Here is an 18,366-nt window from a genome sequence, read left to right on the forward strand (position 1 = left end):
ACGGATTGTCCTTCCGATCGCTGTTGTTCCCAGAATTTTCTGAACTCCATGGATAAGGGTGAATTCCGGGAACAAAGGCGAGCGCTATCGCTTCTCCAGGACAATTCCGTACCTCTTTGGCATCTTTCACCAACTACACCCAACCCAGGCTTCCAATCATCACATAGGTATTTATTCAAAGCACAGCCATCTGCTTGCTTGGAGGCTTGCTCGCTTGATGGACCCTCTGGTCGATGTGCTGCTTGAGATTGCTGCGGAAGGCTTCAGGCGTGAAGCCCATGGCGTTCTTGCGGCAGTTGCCCGGAGCAATCCGGGCCCGCTCCTGCTCGAAACGCCGTACGCCGTCCACGATCGAGTCGACCTGCTGCTCATGGAAGAACACGCCGGTCGGATTGGTCTCCTCGAGTCCCCGCACGGTCTCCAGCGAGCCGCCTCTGCCGAAGGCGATGACCGGCGTACCGCAGGCTTGGGCTTCGACGACGGTGATGCCGAAGTCTTCTTCGGCGGCAAACACGAACGCCTGAGCGCGCTGCATATGATCGATGAGCACCTCATCCGACTGGTAACCGAGCACCTCGATATTCGGCGCGCCTTGGGCGTGCTGCTGGACCTTGGGCATGTCCGGTCCGTCGCCGATAACGACCAGCTTCTTGTCCGGCATGGCGGCGAAGGCCTGGACGATCAGATCCATCTTCTTGTAAGGCACCATCCGCGATGCGGTCAGGTAGAAGGGCTCCTTCTTTTCGTTGTAGGCGAAAGCCTTGACGTTGACCGGCGGGTAGATGACCTCCGATTCTCTGCGATAGACCTTCCAGATCCTTTTGGAGATGAAGCCCGAGTTGGCGATGAAGGAATCGACGCCGTTGGAGGTTCGGTAATCCCACATGCGCATGCGGCCCAGGATCAGCTTGGCGAGCAGCCCTTTCATCCCCCGCTCCAGATTGGACTCGCGGAGATACTGGTGCTGCATATCCCAGGCATAGCGGATCGGGGAGTGCACGTAGGAGACGTGCAGCTGGTTGGGCCCGGTGATCACGCCTTTGGATACGGCATGCGAGCTGGAGAGGATCAGGTCGTAGGACGACAGGTCGAACTGCTCGATCGCAAACGGCATGAACGGCAGATACTGCCTGTACTTCTTCTTGGCCATCGGCATCCGTTGGATAAAGGTGGTGCGGACAGGCTTGCCCTGCAGGAAAGCCCGGTCCTCTTCGCTAAGAAAGTCGACGGTCGCATACAGATCCGCCTCTGGATACAGCTGGAGCATCTGCTCCAACACTTTCTCCGACCCCGCGTAGGTGGTCAGCCAATCGTGAACGATCGCTACTTTCATCGTGATATCCATCCTTTGCTTTTTTCTTCAGCTATTCAAAATGAGATGAAAAAGTGCCGGAGAGGGCGGAATCGTTCTGGAGAAGTGGAACGCTCGCCTTTGTCCCCGGATTTCTACCCTGGAAGGGATAAAAGAATCAAGAAATCTGGGGACAACAGCGATCGGAAGAATGATCCGACCCGCGCAGGCTTCTACTTCATCCCCTTTTTAATAAGCGCCCTTCTTGAGCAATACGCTCCAAACGGTGAAGAACAGGATCTTGATATCCAGCCAGATCGTCCGGTTATAGACGTAATGCAGCTCGAGGTCAACACGCTCGGGGTAGCCGACGTCGCTGCGTCCGCTCACCTGCCAGTAGCCGGTAATCCCGGGCTTGACCGAGAGGAATTCGCTCTTCTTCTCGCGATACTCTTTGAGCTCCTCGGCGACGACCGGGCGGGGACCGACCAGGCTCATCTCGCCTTTGATGACATTGATCAGCTGAGGCAGCTCGTCGAGGCTCGTCTTGCGCAGGAAGCGGCCGATTCGGGTAATCCGCGGATCCTCATCCTGCTCGAGCTTATAGTTGTTGTCGACATATTTCTGGTAGAGCTCCTTGTCTTCCCTCAGCCGCTGCTCGCTGCTCGTCACCATCGAGCGGAACTTGTAGATCGTGAACATCTTGTGATGCTTGCCGATCCGGGGCTGCCGGAAGAATACCGGTCCTTTGGGATCCTCGAGCTTGATCAATACGGCGATGACGAGGAAGACCGGCAGCAGGAAGATCAGACCGAAGCCTGCAGCCAGCAGATCCATGCTGCGTTTGACGAACGCAAAATGCAGTCCCGTCTTCACCGTTTCAGATGCGTTCTCCCCTGGGGCTGACGACACGGCGGCGTAGACGGCTGCCCCTGACTTCCGGTTGTTCATCCGCTATTCCTCCCGTAGTAGTTTTTGTAGTAGCTGTCTTTTTTGGACCTGGTGCTCCGGTTCAAGACAACGCCCAGTATTTGGGCCTGCACATGCTCCATCCCCGACTTCAGCGTCCGGATGTCCTCCAACGGCACTTTGCCATAACGGATGACCAGCACGACGCCGTCGCTCATCGCTCCCCAGATCTGGGCATCGGTGACAGACAATGCAGGAGGCGAGTCGATGATGATGACCTCATATCCCTCACGCAGCTCCTGCAGGATCTCATCCATTCGGACCGAGCCGAGCAGCTCCGACGGATTGGGCGGGATGCTGCCCGCCGGCAGGATCGATAGTCCCTTCACACCCGACTTGGAGATAACACCGGACGGCCTGCGATCATCTACGAGCAGATCCGACAGCCCCAGATTGCCGGGCAGGTTGAAGATGTGATGGATGGCCGGCCGCCGCAGATCACCGTCGATCAGCAGCACATTTTTGCCTTCCTGCGCGTAGGTAACCGCCAGATTGGCCGCCGTGGTCGTCCGCCCTTCTTCCGGACCGGCCGAAGTAACCAAGAGTACCTTGACTGCCTTGCCCACTGCAGAGAAACGAATATTAGTCCGCAGTGTTTTATAGGCTTCAGAGATCGACGAGCTCGGGTTTTCTTTTGTAACCAACAGATATTCATTGCTTCCTCTTGCCATATGCCATGCCCACCCTCTCATTCGGTTCATCCTATACAGACTTGTTGGCCAAAACAATCCGCGTACCTGATTATGGTTTGTTTTACTACACTCTGCTGTTATTGGAGCGAAGAACCGCGGCCTGCTCAGGCTGCTTGACCTTCATGCTTGCCTGCCTTGCCATATCTTTGCTCCGGATTTTCGGGACTTTGGTGAGCAGTGTCAGTCCCAGCACCTGCTCGATCTGGTGCTCCGACTTGACAGTATCGTCCAGGTAGTCGAGCAGGAAGATCAGCCCCAGCCCCACCATGACGGATACCATGAGCGCGAACAAATACAACACGTTGTGGTTGGTATTGATCGGAGCAGGATTGTCTGCCGGGTCGGCTGCGTTCAACACACTTACGTTGTCCAGGTTCATAACCGTCGAGACCCGTTCGCGGAATCCATTGGACACCGCCGTCACGATCGCTGCAGCTTGTTCATACGAGCTGTCCTGAACACTGATCGTCATCATCTGAGTATCTCGCACCGAGTCGATCGTAACTTTCTCGTTTAGCTCCTGCGTCGTCAACCCCAGGCCGGGGTTGGTCTCCAGTACCTGTCGCAGGACAGCCGGCGATTTGATAATCTGCTTGTACGTGTTGATGAGCATGAGATTCGTATTGATCGAATTCTGATCGACTTGCGGCTGCCCGGTCGTCGCGGCCGTATCGGCCGGCTTATTGACGATGAGATCGGTTGAAGCTTGGTACACCGGTTGGACATAGTAATTGCTGTAGACAAATACCGCAGTGCAGCTCATAACCGCCAATACAGCGGCGATCCACCACCTTTGTTTGAGAACCCTCAAATATCCCTGTAATTCCATGGTTTACCTCCGTCTCCTCATTTGTTTCCCTGACGCTTGTCCTCTCGTTTGTATTTGCAATTATAAACAACACATTTACACAATGAATCAGGCGGACTAAAGTCCTAATGACCTTAAAGTTCACATTATGAATAATAAAATTTTTTAATCTGAGTAAGATAAGAATTAACTTTTATTTTCTGATTAAAACGAGTATCATTGCAGGTAAGCGTTTTTATTAAGCGTTATCAACGATCTTCTGACTTACAAAAAATAGAAATTAGCATGAGTATAAATTAATATAGACGCGCAAAAAAACCGCGATAAGCAACCGCGGCTGAAAAACCCAAATATTAGAAAAACAATACTAAAGCATTAGTTCACTACTCAAAACCTTGGTTTTCTTCGAGATGGATATCTCCTTTTTTGAAAGCGGTCGGTGAGCCTGCAGAATCTATCACCTTATTGGCACGGAAATAGATATCGCCGATCTGTCCTTCTCCCCAGACGCCGATGCCGCTGTGGGTCGCATTTTTGATCGTATTGTTGGTGAATGTCACGTCATCCAGTGTCCCTTGAGACGCATAGACCAGAATATTGGGATGATCGCTGTTCTCCCGCAGACCTGTCGAGTCGATGATATTGTTATGCACCGTGATCCGATTCGTATTATTGGTGTCGTACTGCTCTTCGACGGAGATATAGATCCCTGCCATGTCGGTCAGTTGGATCGTGTTGCCCTCGATCTCGATATCCTCTCCGCCGACGACCGAGATCCCGCGAGCGCGCGACTGGTAGCCGACATCGTTGTCCCGGATCGTAATCCGATGGGCGATTCCCCCGTCCCGGGCGTAACTGACGACAGCGATCGTATCGTCACCCGCTTGGCGGACAACATTGCCCTCGATCAGCATATTATTACTGCCGCTGGTTACATGGATGCCATCCGCACCCGTGTTCTCGATAAGATTGTCCCGGATGATGCCATCCGTGGCCTGATCCCGGATCAAGATACCCGCTGTGCTGGACTTATCGATATGGATGCCGGAGATCGTGAACCCGTTGGCTCCCCTCACCGTGATGCTGTTCTTGTCGTTGGCCCCGTTGCCGCGGGGGACGGTCGACTCGTACGTATGCTTGAAATCACGCAATGCGACATCCTCGCCTGACAAGTCTATGGACCCCCGCGCCGGATTGGTCGACACGATCTCCGACACCTCGGGTCCTGCGCCGATCAAGCTGACGCCATCCATCTCGATGATATCGCTGGCATGGAACTGGCCTTCCGGGATAAACACTTGTCCCCCGGACGCTCTAGCCTCTGCGATACACTGTTTGATCGCCTCGAAATCGTCCTCTCCATCATCCGGCACAGCGCCGCAATCGAGCAAGGACAAGCCTCTGGGATCCCGCGGCTCTTGCCATGGACTCCAGAGCAGCACCGCCGCGCCGGCCAGCACCAGCAGCAGCGTCGCGCCGGCCAGCCATACCCGTTTGTTGCTGACAGTCTTGCTCATATCATTCCCCCATCCTGATCGATCACCCCCGCACCTTAACGGTACTGAAGCTATTACCTATCGTATCACCACCAATGGGTGGTCATAAACAAGGATGAGAGAATCCCAATCAAAACTTCCGCGGCTGAAAACGTTTAATTGAATCGGGCAGTGGGTAATGATAGCCTAGGCTGTCCATTAATTCAGGGCTTCCGGCCAATGAATGCTCGCTTCAGCCATCCATAACATATTAGTAATTAACAAGGCCGACACCAGTTGCAGCTGGTATCGGCCCGGACATATCGACATCAGTTGCAGCTGCTGCCGATAAAGAATTCTGATGATATTCTCATGAACTTTGGAATGAATGGTTTCGTCTGTATGTTTAGAAACCGATATTGTCGCTCAGATGAATCGTTCCGCTTGTAAAGGTAGTTGCACCGCTTTTGAGATGGACCAGTTTATTCTGGCTGTAGTAGATATTCTTGATTTGGCCGGTTCCCCAAACGCCTATCCCTCTGTATGCTGCGTTGGTAATCGTATTGCCCGTGAACTTGACCTCGTCGATCATCCCTTGAGATGCATAGACGAGGATATTCGGATGCTTGGCAACGGCGTCCATCCCGCTATGATCGATCGTGTTGCCAACGACGGTTACCCGCTCTACATTGCGTGTATCATACGTTTTCTCGACGGAGATGTAGATGCCGGCCATCATGGTATCCTTGATATTGTTGTTCTCAATATGCACGTCCTGCGCGCCGACGATGGCGATCCCTCTGGCCTTGGATTGATGGCCGATGTTGTTTTTGCGGATCGTTACGTCGCGGGAGACCGCCGGGTCCTTGGCATAACTGACGACTGCAATGCCGTCATCGCCGGTAGCCTTGACGTGATTGGACTCGATCCGGATGTTATGACTGGCGCTGGTGACATGGATCCCGTCTGCCCCCGTCGACTCGACGATGTTGTGGGCGATTAACCCGTCTGAGGCTCCATCCCGTACCATAATGCCGGCGGTACTGGATTTGACCACATGAAGATTGGAGAGCTCGAACCCTGTGGCGCCCCGGACCGTGAAGCTGTTCTTCTCATTGGACCCGTCACCGCGCGGTACAGTGGTATTGTATACGTGCTTGAAGTCACTGACCTTGACGCCTTCCCCTCTGATATCGATCGAGCCCCGAGCGGGGTTGGTTGAGATCAGCACTGTCGAAGCCATCCCTGCCCCTTTCATGCTAACCCCGTCCAAGGTGATGATATTGCTCAGGTGGTACCTTCCTTCAGGCACGTACAGCTCCTGTCCTGTACTGCGTGCTTTGGCGATACAAGCGACAAATGCAGCATAATCGTCTTTATCATCATTTGGCACGGCCCCGCAAGCCTGAACTGATAATTCGGCACTGAGCGGCGCCTTGGCCTGAAGTGTCTGAGGGAGAGCGGTCGCGCCCGGCTTATTGCCTTCATAATGGATGGTCGGATTCCAATTCGTGTGGTCGTTATTGATCCGGTTCACCCGGTTGACGATAAAGTAAATCTCGGTTCCCTGGTCAACATCGATCGCCTCGACTCCTGTTGGATGAACAGGTTCAGCGCTCTTGATCTCGGAGCTCCACAGCGTAACTGTGTTCCGCTTTATGGTAGCCAATACGCCGTCGCCCTCGCTGTCCCCTTTGCTCACTGTGCCCGAGATGCGGATCTTGCCTTTGCCTGGAGACACCCATTTGCGCACCGCGTCAAAGTCCTGTCCGGGATGCATCGCTGTGGCGGATATCCAAGGATATTTGGTATCGGCCTGCCATTGCTTGGACTGCTCGTGGTAATCCAGATCCAGATATACCGTACCCGATAGCCGCTGGTTGAACCACTGGCCTTGGCCCTGTACGCCGCTATAATCCTGTGAGGCCTGAAACGTCCGGGTCATTTCTGCCGCCCTTGCGCTTACTGAGCCGACTAATCCCAGACTAAGGACAACGACGAGCATGCAAGTCAATATTCGATTGTATTTCAAAATTTATCCTACCTCCGATTGTGGTATTGGGACTGCGTTGTCATGGCCGCTGCACTTCATCGTCATCGATTTCGCATCCTCACACATTGTCGTCTGATCCTGATCCACCCCCTATGGCATTCCCTGCTCAATTCACTATTCTAGTATACCTAAATTAAGTTAGATTACTATTTAGGAAATTATGAAAATCTATTCATTTTGAATAATTCGTCTTCTATTTTTTTGAAAAAAAGGAATGAAATCAAGGAATTTTATGACTCAGATTAATTTTCCATAAGGATAGTATCGACAAGAGAGCTTATACTCTTAATACTTTTCAAACATTTTCACTACAAAAAAGCCCTTCACATCCCAAGAGGAGATGAAGAGCCTGCTCTACACTGAAACACTGTTCAAGATTTAATTGGCCGATACCTGATTGCGGACAAAATCTCTGATCTCCGCCGTTTCTTGATAATCATTGGCCGCTGCTAGATCCATAAATTCAGCCAGGGTATCCAGGTAAGGACTGGATTCAACCGACACCCATTGCAATATGTTCGTATAGCCGGTCCGTGCATTCTCCTTCATCGCCTTGGTTTCATAATCAAACAAAGGCGTATTGTTCGTCCCGTAAAACGTAAAGCTCTTGTATAACTCGAACCGTTCCTTGACGTCCGCCGTCCGGTTGGAGTTCGGGAACTTGAGCACGAATTGCTCCATAGCCAGTGTCCGTCTGACGAGCTGCTGATAGCCGATGACCAACGCAGCATCCTTTACTGACGCCTGCTTGGACTCCTCCGCCATAATATTGATGTACGTCCGAATATCTTCATTCACATGCTCTTGAAATTCCCGGAAGATCGAATAATTGATAATCGGATAATACATCCCTTCCGCTGTCTCGAGCTTGTACCCTTGGGCGGAGGCTTGGTTGAGCAGTTGCTGCACCCCGGTATCGGAGATCCGGCTGCGGACATCGCCGAAGCCGAACCCCGGCTGATAGACGCTGCCGATCGTTTCCTGGATGCTGCTCGCGAAGAACCGTTCCTCGATCGCCGGCAGATTGCGCTTGAGGGCGTTCTCCAGACGCAGTACCATCAGGGAAGCCTGATAAGGCGTAACTTCAGTAATATGGGCCCGCAGGTACGCAAGGGATGAGCCGATCCGGTTAGGTGCCTGGACCATCTCCAGGAAACGGTTATAGACCTGTTCCGATGCAGCAGACGCTATTACTGCCGGCGCAGAGGTCGGGGCCGCCAGCACGGTGACGGGCGCCGCCGTCTGAGCTCCCAATAACACTGCAGCTAGACCGGTCAGAGTCCACAATTTGGCGTGAGGCAACATTGTTGACGTTTTTTTCATCGTTGTAAGCACCTTCTTTATAGGAATATGATGGATATACCTCATATTACCCATAAGCTGTCTCCGTGGTATCACAATTTTATCTCCAAATTGTAAACCTTTCTCGGTTCCCATGCAAAATAGTCCCCATCAACTAGACGGGGAACGAGAATAATAAACCTGTCAGATAAACAGCAACAGACTGATCGCCATCACAGCCATGCCTGCAATGAGTCCGTAGATGGGCAAATGGCCTTCGTCGTATTTTTTGGCGGCGGGCAGCAGCCCGTCAAGCGATATGAACACCATGATCCCCGCAACCGCTGCAAAGATGATGCCGAACATCGTATCGTTTAGATAAGGCATCAGGATAAAATACGCTGCCACCGCGCCCACAGGCTCAGACAAGCCTGAGAGAAACGACAGCTTGAACGCTTTGCGTTTGTCGCCTGTCGAATAGTAGACCGGCACCGAGACGGCAATGCCTTCGGGGATGTTATGGATCGCGATGGCTACTGCAATAGCGATCCCGAGTCCCGGGTCCTGCAGGGCCGAGGTAAACGTAGCGATCCCTTCCGGGAAGTTGTGGATCGCGATAGCCAAGGCTGTGAATGTGCCCATCCGCAGCAGATCTTTGTCTTTGACCTGCTTCTCCGCATCCTCGACCTTCTTCATCTCATGCGGGTTGCCCTGCTTGGGGACGAATCGGTCGATCATCGCGATCAGCAGCATCCCGCCAAAGAAAGCACCCACTGTAATCCAATTCCCTGCCTCTGCGCCCTTGGCTGAGACAAGCGCATCCTGTGCCTTGACGAAAATCTCGATCATCGACACATAGATCATCACACCTGCCGAGAAGCCAAGCGATACAGACAAAAACTTGGTGTTCGTCGTCGAAGCAAAAAAGGCGATCAGACTTCCGATGCCTGTAGCCAGTCCTGCCATCAATGTAAGGCCAAAAGCAAATAATACATTCCCGTCCATGATTTTACCCTTTCATACGCCTGATAGTCACGCTCCACTCAGCTTTTCCTAGCATACCGCTTTTTTGCCGCTTTGCCTACTATCATTTCCAACTGATTGATGATGCATAAGCCCAGTGTATTCGCCCATTGCTTTGATGGTGACAATAACAAGCAACTAGTTTCTTCTATTATATGTTACGCATCTGGTCAGTTATGACGTGTCAATGTAAGAGCTGTAGAGTACATATTCCTTAACGGAAATATAACTTGAAAGAAATATGAAATTGAAGTAATATATATTTATGAATAACACGAATCATTTGTTTGAGATCCTGGCCGAACCCAACCGTCGACAGATGCTGGACTTGATACGCATGCGCGAACGCTCGGTTGGCGAGTTGGTCCAATTGATGCCGCTCAGCCAGCCCGGTGTGTCCAAGCATCTGCGCATCCTTCGGGAAGCAGGACTGGTGACGCTGCGCAAAGAGGCCAAGCAGCATCTGTATCGCTTGAATCCTCTCCCGCTGCAGCATGTTGATCATTGGTTTGAGCCTTACCGCCAGTATTGGTCCGATAAGCTGGATCAGCTAGAGCAAGCACTGGATGAATCAGAGAATTGATAATCTGAAGGAGGACAATTATGTTAGCCCTGTTAAGCCAAACTCCGGAAGGAACCACCGCTCGCTTCGAGCGGCATCTGGGACACCCCGTCGACCGTGTATGGGCCTATCTTACTGAGAATGACAAGCTCAAGCGCTGGTTCTCCGAGCTGGAAGTCGAGACGCTGGAGGAGGGCGGTCTGATCAAGTTCGATATGCAGGATGGTACCTTCGAAGAGCTGCGGATCCTGGAGATGAAATGGCAGGAAGTGCTGGAGTATACTTGGGGCGAGGATCAGGTGCGATTCGAGCTCTACCCTGAGCCGGCTGGCTGCAAGCTTGTCCTGATCGAGAAAATCCGTCAGCTTACCGACCACTCGCCCAAGGATCTGGCCGGTTGGCACGTCTGCCTGGACGTCATCGAAGCCTTGCTCGGCGGCCGCACAATCGACGATCGCGAGGAACATTGGTCCCATCTGCATCCGCAATATGCAGATCGGATTGCGCAGCTGGCGCAGGGATGAGGTCAATTATATTTGAACAAAACCTGCTCACGCAGGTTGGCACTGCGATACGGACACAATAGACTCCCTGCTCGAAAATAGGGCTACTGTGTCCGATCGTGAGCGAGCCCTACCCTCAGCGGTCTTCTTCCATACTCCGTCGATCTACTTATCCACATTTTCAAAAGTTGCATCATTTCCTAAACAAGCACAAAGAGACCTTCTCCAGCCGGAGAAGGTCTCTTTGTGGGAGATGCTTAAATTATTGAACTGGACGCTGGATCGAAACCGTCTTGCTGGCGCCATCCCACGAGACGCTCAATCCCAAGGACTCGGCGATGAATCTCACCGGCACCATGATACGACCGTCGACGAGAACGGGCTCGCCCTCGGCCAGGCTCAGCGCTTGCACGTCACTGGAGAGCGAACTGCTCGCTCTCAGGGTCAGCACAGCGCCAGACTCGTGACGGATCGTTACAGACTTGGTCTCACTGTCCCAAGCCCCGATCTCGATGCCGTCGATCGCTTCGGCCGCCCGTACCGGTACATAGGTTACGCCGTTATGAAGGAACGGCGGCACATCCAATACCAGTCGCTCACCCTCGAGGACAATGCTGATGCCGGAAGCATCAACGGGAACCGGCTGCTCAACGGCTGGCTCCTCCACTTCAACTCCAGGCTCTGCTGGCTCTTCCGCCTCTACTGTCGGTTCTTCGGCTTCAACCGGATCAGCTTCTCCTTCATCGTCTCCCGGCTTCACGCCTTCGCCCAGGATGCTCAGATCTTCAGCAGCCTGATCCAGCGGAGCTGTCCGCGAGCACAGACCGACATGCTGGCCGCCTTCTTCATCTATCGTGCCGTACACGATATATTGCTGACCGACTTCAAAGTGGAAGCCGCAGGTGGCGCTGCTGTATGCCGTCCATACCTGGGTCTGGGCGCCGATCTCGCCTTTCCATACGGTGTCGACTTCGAAATGCACAGTCACCGGATCGCCGGAGCTCTCCACAACCGCAGGCTCCTCGATCTCCACAACCTCGCCGGAGAACACAAATTCCTGGCGCTCCATCTCTTCGGCCGGACCGGGGGAAGGCATGCAAGAGCAAGCATCAGCAGGCTTCGGCAGCAGCACAAGCGAAACTACAAAAGCTGCGGCCATCATCGCAGACATCCATTTCTTCATCATCTTCACGCTCCTTCTTCGTATGTGTACAGAGACTACCTCAACCTCCAGACGAAACATAATGGGAAAAGGTTACAACAAACAGAGAGTTTGGTTCTCAAATGTCCGCGCTTACAGTCTGGACTCCTGCTCTCATGGCTGTCTCCCTGAAAGCTGGCTGGCACCATGCATACGGCTCATAAAACGCTCCATCAGCAGCGGCAGCGAGATCAAGATCGGCGGATCATCCAGGCGGGGCGGGTGCAGCGTGATCTCAAGCGGCGGCGACGGCACTCCAGGACGCACCACAATCGGCGTCCGCGAACGTGTCCTGAGGGTCGATCGAGGCATCAGCAAGTCAAGCGCCCCCGTCCCCCAGGATATAGTAGTTGCCATCAAATAGTACGTGCCCGGCTTGACGCCGGTAAAGCAAAAGCTGCTCGTGTTCACCAGTGTGCCGTACAGCGGGACCCCCTCGGGAATCGGCCGCGGAAACAGCCCGATCAGGATAACACCTTCGAAGGGCGCCTCTGTCCGGATCGTACCCGTCAGCCTGGCAGCAGGATCCACCGACACGAGCCGCTCCTGCCAATCCTCCAGCGCCTGCAGCGAACCCAAGGTGGTCCCGGCCGACTCCCTTGACTGCCTGAATCTCGCCGGAGACATGCCGACCCGCTCGATGAAACGGGTGGAGAACGTACCGACACTCTGCTGTCCGATCTCCAGGCCGATATCGCGGATCGTCAGATTGGTCGTCAGGAGCAGATCCTTGGCCTTCTGGAGGCGCAGCGCAGAGATGTAATAGAGCGGCGACAGTCCTGTACGCTCCTTAAATATCCGCGCAAAATGGTACTTGCTATAGGAGACATGATCCGCAAGCTGAGACAGCTCGATCGGCTCGTACAAATGCTGGTGGATATAAGCAATCGCTGCATCGACCTCTGCATATTTACCCAAATCCATGGCTGCACCTCTCCGATTCCAATAGGAACAATTGTTCGCACTCTGCGGCTATTATAGCACAACCGCCGAGCAATGGGAATCCGGATCTGAACAAATCACTGCCGCGACGTGCCGCGTCGCCTCCCTCTGATCAGGAACGTCACGCTTGCCATGAGTCCGACGACGAGCACGATCCCGCCGAAGAGCAGCCAGCCGGGATCTCGTGCTGTTCCCGTCTCAGTGATGGGCAGTTCATAATCGGCCAGATAAGCCAGCATGCTGCCAGCGTCAGCCGCGTTCATCGAGGGAGAACAGAGCTGGCTTTTCCACCCTCCGGCAGTCTTGTTCAAGAAGAACAAATAACGCTTTCCTTTCTCACTCGGCGCACTCCCTGTACCCCAGAACGAATCCTCCCAAAAATGCATCCTCTCCTGCTGAATGCCTTTGAAGCTGCGCTCCACGATGATCCGCACCCTGGTGTCTGCGGATCCGATCGCAGGACCGGCCCGTTCCACCTTCGCCAGGACGATGCCGTCGTATGACTGATACGCCTCTTCGGGATTATAATCAACGGCGCAATCCAGCGCGCTGGCGCCTCCAGGCTGCCATACAAAGACAAGCAGCCCCGCCAGCGCGATCATCCACCAACGCTGGACCCCTCTGTGCAGCATCCTGCCATCTCCTCCCAACTCTCAATACTTATTGGACGAGACAGAGAAGGCAAGGTTGCAAATCCGAGCCCGTGCATACGCAGTTATCGTCTGATGCCTGTATGGATGAATTCAGATGACTTCGCGGTATCCCAGCTTCCGAGAGATTGCTGCCGCCTCCTGCCGGAGCAGTCCTACCAGCTCGGCGAGCTCCGCATCATCCACATGGGCGACCATCGTCGAGATGCTCATGGCCGCTGCTACGCCGCCGGCATGGTTGAAGATCGGCGCTGCCGCGCAGCGCACACCCGGTTCATTCTCTTCACGGTCGTAGCCGATCCCTTCGCTGCGCACCGCCTCCAGCTCGCGCCGGAACTGCGCCTCTGAGCTGATCGTTCGCTCGGTGCGAGTCATGTAGCTGTAGCTCTGCAGCAGCCGCTGCAGCTGCGCTTCGCCCTGGTACGCGGCCAAGACTTTGCCTACTGCACTGCTGTGCAGCGGCACCCGCCGCCCGATGCGCGAGTAGCGGATGGCCGCCTTGGCGCCCTCCACCTTGTCGATGTATACGCCTTCACTTCCGTCCAGGATAACCAGATGCGTCGTCTGCCCCTTCGCTTGCGCAAGCGCCTGCAGATGCGGCCGCGCCAGATCCCGCAAATCCATTCCCTGGAGCATCTGCTGGCCTTTTTCGACCAGCGTCATCCCCAGCCGGTACTTGCCGCTCTGCTCATCCTGGGCGATATAGCCGTGCATCTGCAGCGTCCGCAGCAGGGAATGCACCGTGCTTTTGTGCAACTGCATCCGGGCACTGATCTCAGTAATCTTGAGCTCCCGGGTCTGTTCATCGAACAGATCCAGGATCCGCAGCGCCCGATCGAGCGCTTGTATGATCGGCATATGGCTTGCTTCCTTCCTCCACTATTATCTCTTCGTTGCCTGCCCTCATTCTATCAGATGCATCCCGCTTTCGTCCACGCGCAGCGCTTCGCGGCGCCTGTGGACCCCGGCTAGCGCCAGGCGCTGACTCGCTCGGACTTTGCCGCAAAGTGAGCCGACATCGCTTGGGCCCGTGCCGTCAGCAGCAGCCTGCGGCCATCGGCAGTCCGCGTATAGATGAGCTCCGCAGGTCCCACCTTGCGATGCCACCAGTAAAGGAAACGTTCGGCGTGCTCCTTGCGGCGGGCCGCCTCTTCGGGCAGCGCATGGTAATCCCGCCTGACGCCAAACAGCCCCCTCGACTCCCGGTACAGCAGATACCGCGGGTTATCGATCGGATCGAGCACCTGCCGCATGGCGGCCAGGAACAGCGATTGCTCCTGGGTTGTACCGCTCTTGAGCCAACAGACGAAGACGCCGCCTTGCTCCTCCACCGCGATCCGATGGATACTCGGCTGTTCTGTGAGAAGTTCCATCTCGTACAGCGTTGCATAGACGGCATAGCCAACCTGGCCGATGCTGGATTCGATCGAACGGTGGCGCAGCGACAGCCGCAGCGCACGCAGCAGCCAGTAGCTGCTGGCCACAGCCCCGATGCCCGCGCCGAGCAGCAGCTTGTGCCAGAACGGCATATCGGCTAGTACGATCCGCTGATCGGAGAGCAGTTCGGAGGACACGGCCAGGAAGGTCGTCCCGGCGATGACCAGCAGCGACTTGATCGTATCGCCGAAGATCACCGGACGCGGCGCCCGCTCCTTCGGCATGAGCAATTCCTCGGTCATGGCGCCCTCCAGCGTGATGGCCGCCAGCCACTTCTCCCGCAGCCGGTCGCGAGCCGCGGCCCGCTCCAGCGTCCCCCTGTTCATGCGGGAGATCCGCTCCTGCGGGAACTGACCCTCGTCGATGCCCATGCGGGCGATCCCCGACTCGATCGTCTCCCCGGTCACAGCCAAGCCTACGAGTGACCGGAAACGCCGGCCCAGCGATGCCAGGTCCTGTCCGCCCCCTGGCATCCCGGTATCGACGCAGGCGAGATGCCAGATGGCCGATGCCTTGTCAGGATTGCCGCGCTCGGTACGGATCGCCCGCCCCCGCATCTGGTTGGAGAGCATAAATGAGCCTACGTAGGAAGCAAGGATGAGCGAATTGATGCTCGGCGCATCCCAACCTTCCCCGAGCAGAGCCGCCGTACCGACGAGCACCCGGACACCGCCGCGCGCGAACACCTCGGTCATCATCGCCACGATCTGGGACCGATTGCCGTCCCTTACCGCAAGAGACGCAAAACGCGGATCGTGAGCGAGCGGCCGGCTGTGCAGCTCCAGCCCGAGCCCAGCAGCGCAAGTCCGGGCAAGCTCCAGCGCGGAGACCGGCAGGACGACCAGCGAGCCGGTCAGGATCGCCGCCTCCAGCTCTCCGCCATGCTGCCGGCGGATCAGCTCGAACACCGGCACCACGCCCAAGCGGGTCAGCGGCTGCTCATCGCCGGCCGCCTTCGGCAGATCCTCTCTGCGAATGTAGTCCGAGAGAATGACCATCCGCAGCCGCTCCCCCAATTGCTCTGCTTCGAATGCTACGATCCGCTCGATGCTGTGGAGCTTGGAGACGCTGTGGATGAGCGACCGGTCGAAGGTAGGCGTCGAGCGCAGATATACCTTGCGCCGCTCGACGGCTCCCAGCCGGGTTAATCGCCGGGCCAACTGTTGGAGCTCGGGGAATTCGACGTCCACCTGATCATCGCGATAGAGCAGGCCTGTCAGCAGCTCCTCCAGCCACTCCTCATCCAGTGCAGGCATCCGGGCGGCCTTCAGGCCGAGGATATCCAGAGCGCCCTGCCATTCATCGCGGCCGCAGGCGCGCAGATAAATCGCCATACTGGAGTAATAGCCCGGTGAATCCAGGATCTGCTCCACATGCATCGACGGCTCGCGGATCCACGGATGCTCTGCCACCAGCTGCGCCAGCTGCTCGTCTGCGACCAGATCAACGCGCAGGCGGGAGACCTCGGAGCGAAAGATGCGCAGCGGCCCGGCTTCGGCTTCGACCGGAGTCGAGAGATAGATATAATCCTGATGCGGGCATAACTCACCCTCCCGGACAAGCTCAGGGACGCTGATCTCGGCATCGATCGGGCCGCACAGCTCTACGTAACGCTGCCACTCGAGCTGCTGTACATCATAAGGAGGCGTCGCCGTCAGCGCGACGACCGTCGGCCGCTCCATCTCCTTGCGGAATCTCAACGTGCTGCGCCACCACGCCGCCCGCAGATGATGCGCCTCATCGAGGATTAGCGTGCGGAAACCGATCCCCTGGATCGCTGCCAGGGCGCCGACAACGTCATCCCCGTCTTCCTCTGAAGTGTCCGTCATCTCCTCGTCCGGATCGTCCTGCTCTTCCGGTCCACCCGAATCCTCTTTATACAGACTGTGCAGAGCCTGATACGTCGTCACGGTCACAAACGCCGGCTCCTTCAGGGATGTCGAGAGCCAGTCCGGCCGCTCATTGCTCTGCAGGAACAACTCTGTGAACCGCTCCGCCCACTGCTGCTTGATGGTCAGTGTAGGCGCCACGATCAGCGTCGGTTGGCCGGCGCGGAGCATCACCTCCAGCCCGAGCACTGTCTTGCCGGAGCCGGGCGGTGCCACGAGATGCAGATGCCGGCTCTGCAGATGGACATCCAGTCCGTCCAGGATGCGCTGCTGGTACGAACGCCAAGGGTAGCGGAATGTAATCTGGTCTGGAAATTGTCGCATGGCATCCTCCCGGTCACGTGATGGCAGCGGGCGCTGAGCCCTGTCTAATTCCTTATTGTACCATAGGATGACTCCCGCTTCATGGACCAGAGGCCGCAGTTGCCATCGGCAACGACCAAGGTGAACCGGCTTCGCCTAAGAATTTTGCAAAGCAAAACTAGCTTTGAAAGCACCTTATATTTGAACAAACCTTGGCCGGCTAGCGGTTGATCCACCGCTTGGGGCCAAGGTCTATCCGTTTATATGGCGCCGGACCAAGGGACTGCAGTGCCAAGCCGGCCGCTGTAACGAACCTTTTCTCCCTTGCAGCTGCGCTCCCGGCCAGTCGAGCCGCTACAGCGCGGACACCGGCGGCAGCGCTGCCAGCTCCGCCTGCAGCTGCTCCAGCTCGAGCGGCTGCAGGTCGAGTTGCGGCGCCCGCATGACGCCGACGTCTACCCCGCGCAGACGCAGCGCCTCCTTGAAGTACGACATGTTGCTGCCGCTGCGCAGCGCCTCGCAGTAGGCGGTCGCCACCCGCTGCAGCGCCCGCGCCTGCTCCAGATCGCCGCGCCTGTAGGCGTCATACACTGCCACGAACGGCTCGGGGTACGCGCACGAGACGCCCGAGATGACGCCGTCGCAGCCCTGCGCCAGCGCTGGCAGCATCAGGCGGTCCGCACCCTGCATGACCGCGAAGCGTCCGCCGCCAATGCGCAGATATTCGTCCGTGCGCAGGAAGTCCGGCCAGCTGTACTTTACGCCCACCACATTGACGCACCGCTCCGCGATGCGCGCTGCCGCCTCGGCTTTCAGGTCGTTGGCCGAGCACTGCGGGATATTGTACAGATAGACGGGGAAGTCCTGCGGCAGACTCCCGGCCACCGTGACATAGTACTGCTCCAGCTCGCGGTCGCTCGCGCCGAGGAACATCGGCGTGACGACGCCGACGCCATCCGCACCGATGGCATGCGCGTGCTGAGCCAGCCGGATCGTCTCCGGCTGCGTCATCGCGCCCGCATGGATGTAGACGACGACCCGTCGCGCCGCCTGCCGGACCACAGTTTCTGCAACTGCCATCCGCTCCTCCTCCGAGAGCCGTATCATCTCGCCCGTTGTCCCCAGCGGGAACAGGCCATGCACACCCTTGCTGATCAGGAACTCGGTGAGCGCCTCTACCTTGCCCAGATCCACCGCGCCCTGCGCATCAAACGGCGTCACCATCGCTGTCGTCACACCGTACAGCTTCTTCATCACTTCACCCTCCCATGTGTTCCGCACAAGCTA

General features: G+C 56.2%; 16 protein-coding genes. 2 read left to right on the forward strand and 14 right to left on the reverse strand.

Going from position 1 to position 18,366, the window contains the following annotated elements; translation table 11 throughout:
- Nucleotides 1-175 precede the first annotated feature (175 nt).
- From ABC336_RS09525 to zupT, 8 genes are all read right to left on the reverse strand, one after another.
- Nucleotides 176-1,333, reverse strand: a complete 1,158-nt coding sequence (locus tag ABC336_RS09525; protein WP_413238441.1) for a glycosyltransferase family 4 protein — start codon at nucleotides 1,331-1,333, stop codon at nucleotides 176-178.
- 207 nt (nucleotides 1,334-1,540) lie between these two features.
- Nucleotides 1,541-2,242 (reverse strand): sugar transferase, encoded by a 702-nt coding sequence (locus tag ABC336_RS09530; protein ID WP_413238442.1) that lies wholly within the window; start codon nucleotides 2,240-2,242, stop codon nucleotides 1,541-1,543.
- The gene (locus ABC336_RS09535) at nucleotides 2,239-2,931 is read right to left on the reverse strand and encodes a CpsD/CapB family tyrosine-protein kinase (RefSeq protein WP_413238443.1); all 693 of its coding nucleotides are present in this window, start codon (nucleotides 2,929-2,931) and stop codon (nucleotides 2,239-2,241) included. Before ABC336_RS09535 ends, ABC336_RS09530 begins: the two co-directional genes overlap by 4 nt.
- A gap of 85 nt (nucleotides 2,932-3,016) precedes the next feature.
- Nucleotides 3,017-3,781 (reverse strand): YveK family protein, encoded by a 765-nt coding sequence (locus ABC336_RS09540; RefSeq protein WP_413238444.1) that lies wholly within the window; start codon nucleotides 3,779-3,781, stop codon nucleotides 3,017-3,019.
- Between the two features lie 362 nt (nucleotides 3,782-4,143).
- Nucleotides 4,144-5,277, reverse strand: a complete 1,134-nt coding sequence (locus tag ABC336_RS09545) for a right-handed parallel beta-helix repeat-containing protein (RefSeq protein ID WP_413238445.1) — start codon at nucleotides 5,275-5,277, stop codon at nucleotides 4,144-4,146.
- Nucleotides 5,278-5,641: 364 nt separating this feature from the next.
- Nucleotides 5,642-7,267: a right-handed parallel beta-helix repeat-containing protein gene (locus ABC336_RS09550; protein WP_413238446.1), complete on the reverse strand. Its 1,626-nt coding sequence runs from the start codon at nucleotides 7,265-7,267 to the stop codon at nucleotides 5,642-5,644.
- A 399-nt stretch (nucleotides 7,268-7,666) separates the two neighbouring features.
- Nucleotides 7,667-8,611, reverse strand: coding sequence for a hypothetical protein (locus ABC336_RS09555; protein WP_413238447.1), 945 nt, complete (start codon nucleotides 8,609-8,611; stop codon nucleotides 7,667-7,669).
- Between the two features lie 162 nt (nucleotides 8,612-8,773).
- The gene (gene zupT, locus ABC336_RS09560) at nucleotides 8,774-9,574 is read right to left on the reverse strand and encodes a zinc transporter ZupT (RefSeq protein WP_413238448.1); all 801 of its coding nucleotides are present in this window, start codon (nucleotides 9,572-9,574) and stop codon (nucleotides 8,774-8,776) included.
- A gap of 283 nt (nucleotides 9,575-9,857) precedes the next feature.
- Between zupT and ABC336_RS09565 the strand changes: the two genes are divergently transcribed.
- On the forward strand, nucleotides 9,858-10,175 hold the full coding sequence (locus ABC336_RS09565) for an ArsR/SmtB family transcription factor (RefSeq protein WP_413238449.1): 318 nt from the start codon (nucleotides 9,858-9,860) through the stop codon (nucleotides 10,173-10,175).
- A gap of 20 nt (nucleotides 10,176-10,195) precedes the next feature.
- Entirely contained in the window at nucleotides 10,196-10,678 is a 483-nt protein-coding gene (locus tag ABC336_RS09570; RefSeq protein ID WP_413238450.1) for an SRPBCC family protein, read from the forward strand.
- A gap of 241 nt (nucleotides 10,679-10,919) precedes the next feature.
- Here ABC336_RS09570 and ABC336_RS09575 read toward each other — a convergent pair whose 3' ends face one another.
- The 6 genes from ABC336_RS09575 to ABC336_RS09600 form a co-directional block, all read right to left on the reverse strand.
- Complete coding sequence (locus tag ABC336_RS09575) at nucleotides 10,920-11,843, reverse strand: stalk domain-containing protein (protein WP_413238451.1); 924 nt, start codon at nucleotides 11,841-11,843, stop codon at nucleotides 10,920-10,922.
- Nucleotides 11,844-11,972: 129 nt separating this feature from the next.
- Nucleotides 11,973-12,782, reverse strand: a complete 810-nt coding sequence (locus ABC336_RS09580; protein ID WP_413238452.1) for a helix-turn-helix domain-containing protein — start codon at nucleotides 12,780-12,782, stop codon at nucleotides 11,973-11,975.
- A gap of 95 nt (nucleotides 12,783-12,877) precedes the next feature.
- Entirely contained in the window at nucleotides 12,878-13,432 is a 555-nt protein-coding gene (locus ABC336_RS09585) for a hypothetical protein (RefSeq protein WP_413238453.1), read from the reverse strand.
- Nucleotides 13,433-13,543: 111 nt separating this feature from the next.
- Nucleotides 13,544-14,308 carry an IclR family transcriptional regulator gene (locus tag ABC336_RS09590; RefSeq protein ID WP_413238454.1) on the reverse strand — a complete coding sequence of 255 codons (765 nt, stop codon included), beginning with the start codon at nucleotides 14,306-14,308 and terminating at the stop codon, nucleotides 13,544-13,546.
- Nucleotides 14,309-14,418: 110 nt separating this feature from the next.
- Nucleotides 14,419-17,100: a DEAD/DEAH box helicase family protein gene (locus tag ABC336_RS09595; RefSeq protein WP_413238455.1), complete on the reverse strand. Its 2,682-nt coding sequence runs from the start codon at nucleotides 17,098-17,100 to the stop codon at nucleotides 14,419-14,421.
- Between the two features lie 333 nt (nucleotides 17,101-17,433).
- Nucleotides 17,434-18,333, reverse strand: a complete 900-nt coding sequence (locus ABC336_RS09600) for a dihydrodipicolinate synthase family protein (protein WP_413238456.1) — start codon at nucleotides 18,331-18,333, stop codon at nucleotides 17,434-17,436.
- Between the last annotated feature and the right edge of the window lie 33 nt (nucleotides 18,334-18,366).

Origin of the sequence: Paenibacillus jepli, from assembly GCF_047238105.1 — a bacterium.
Taxonomy (GTDB): domain Bacteria; phylum Bacillota; class Bacilli; order Paenibacillales; family Paenibacillaceae; genus Paenibacillus_D.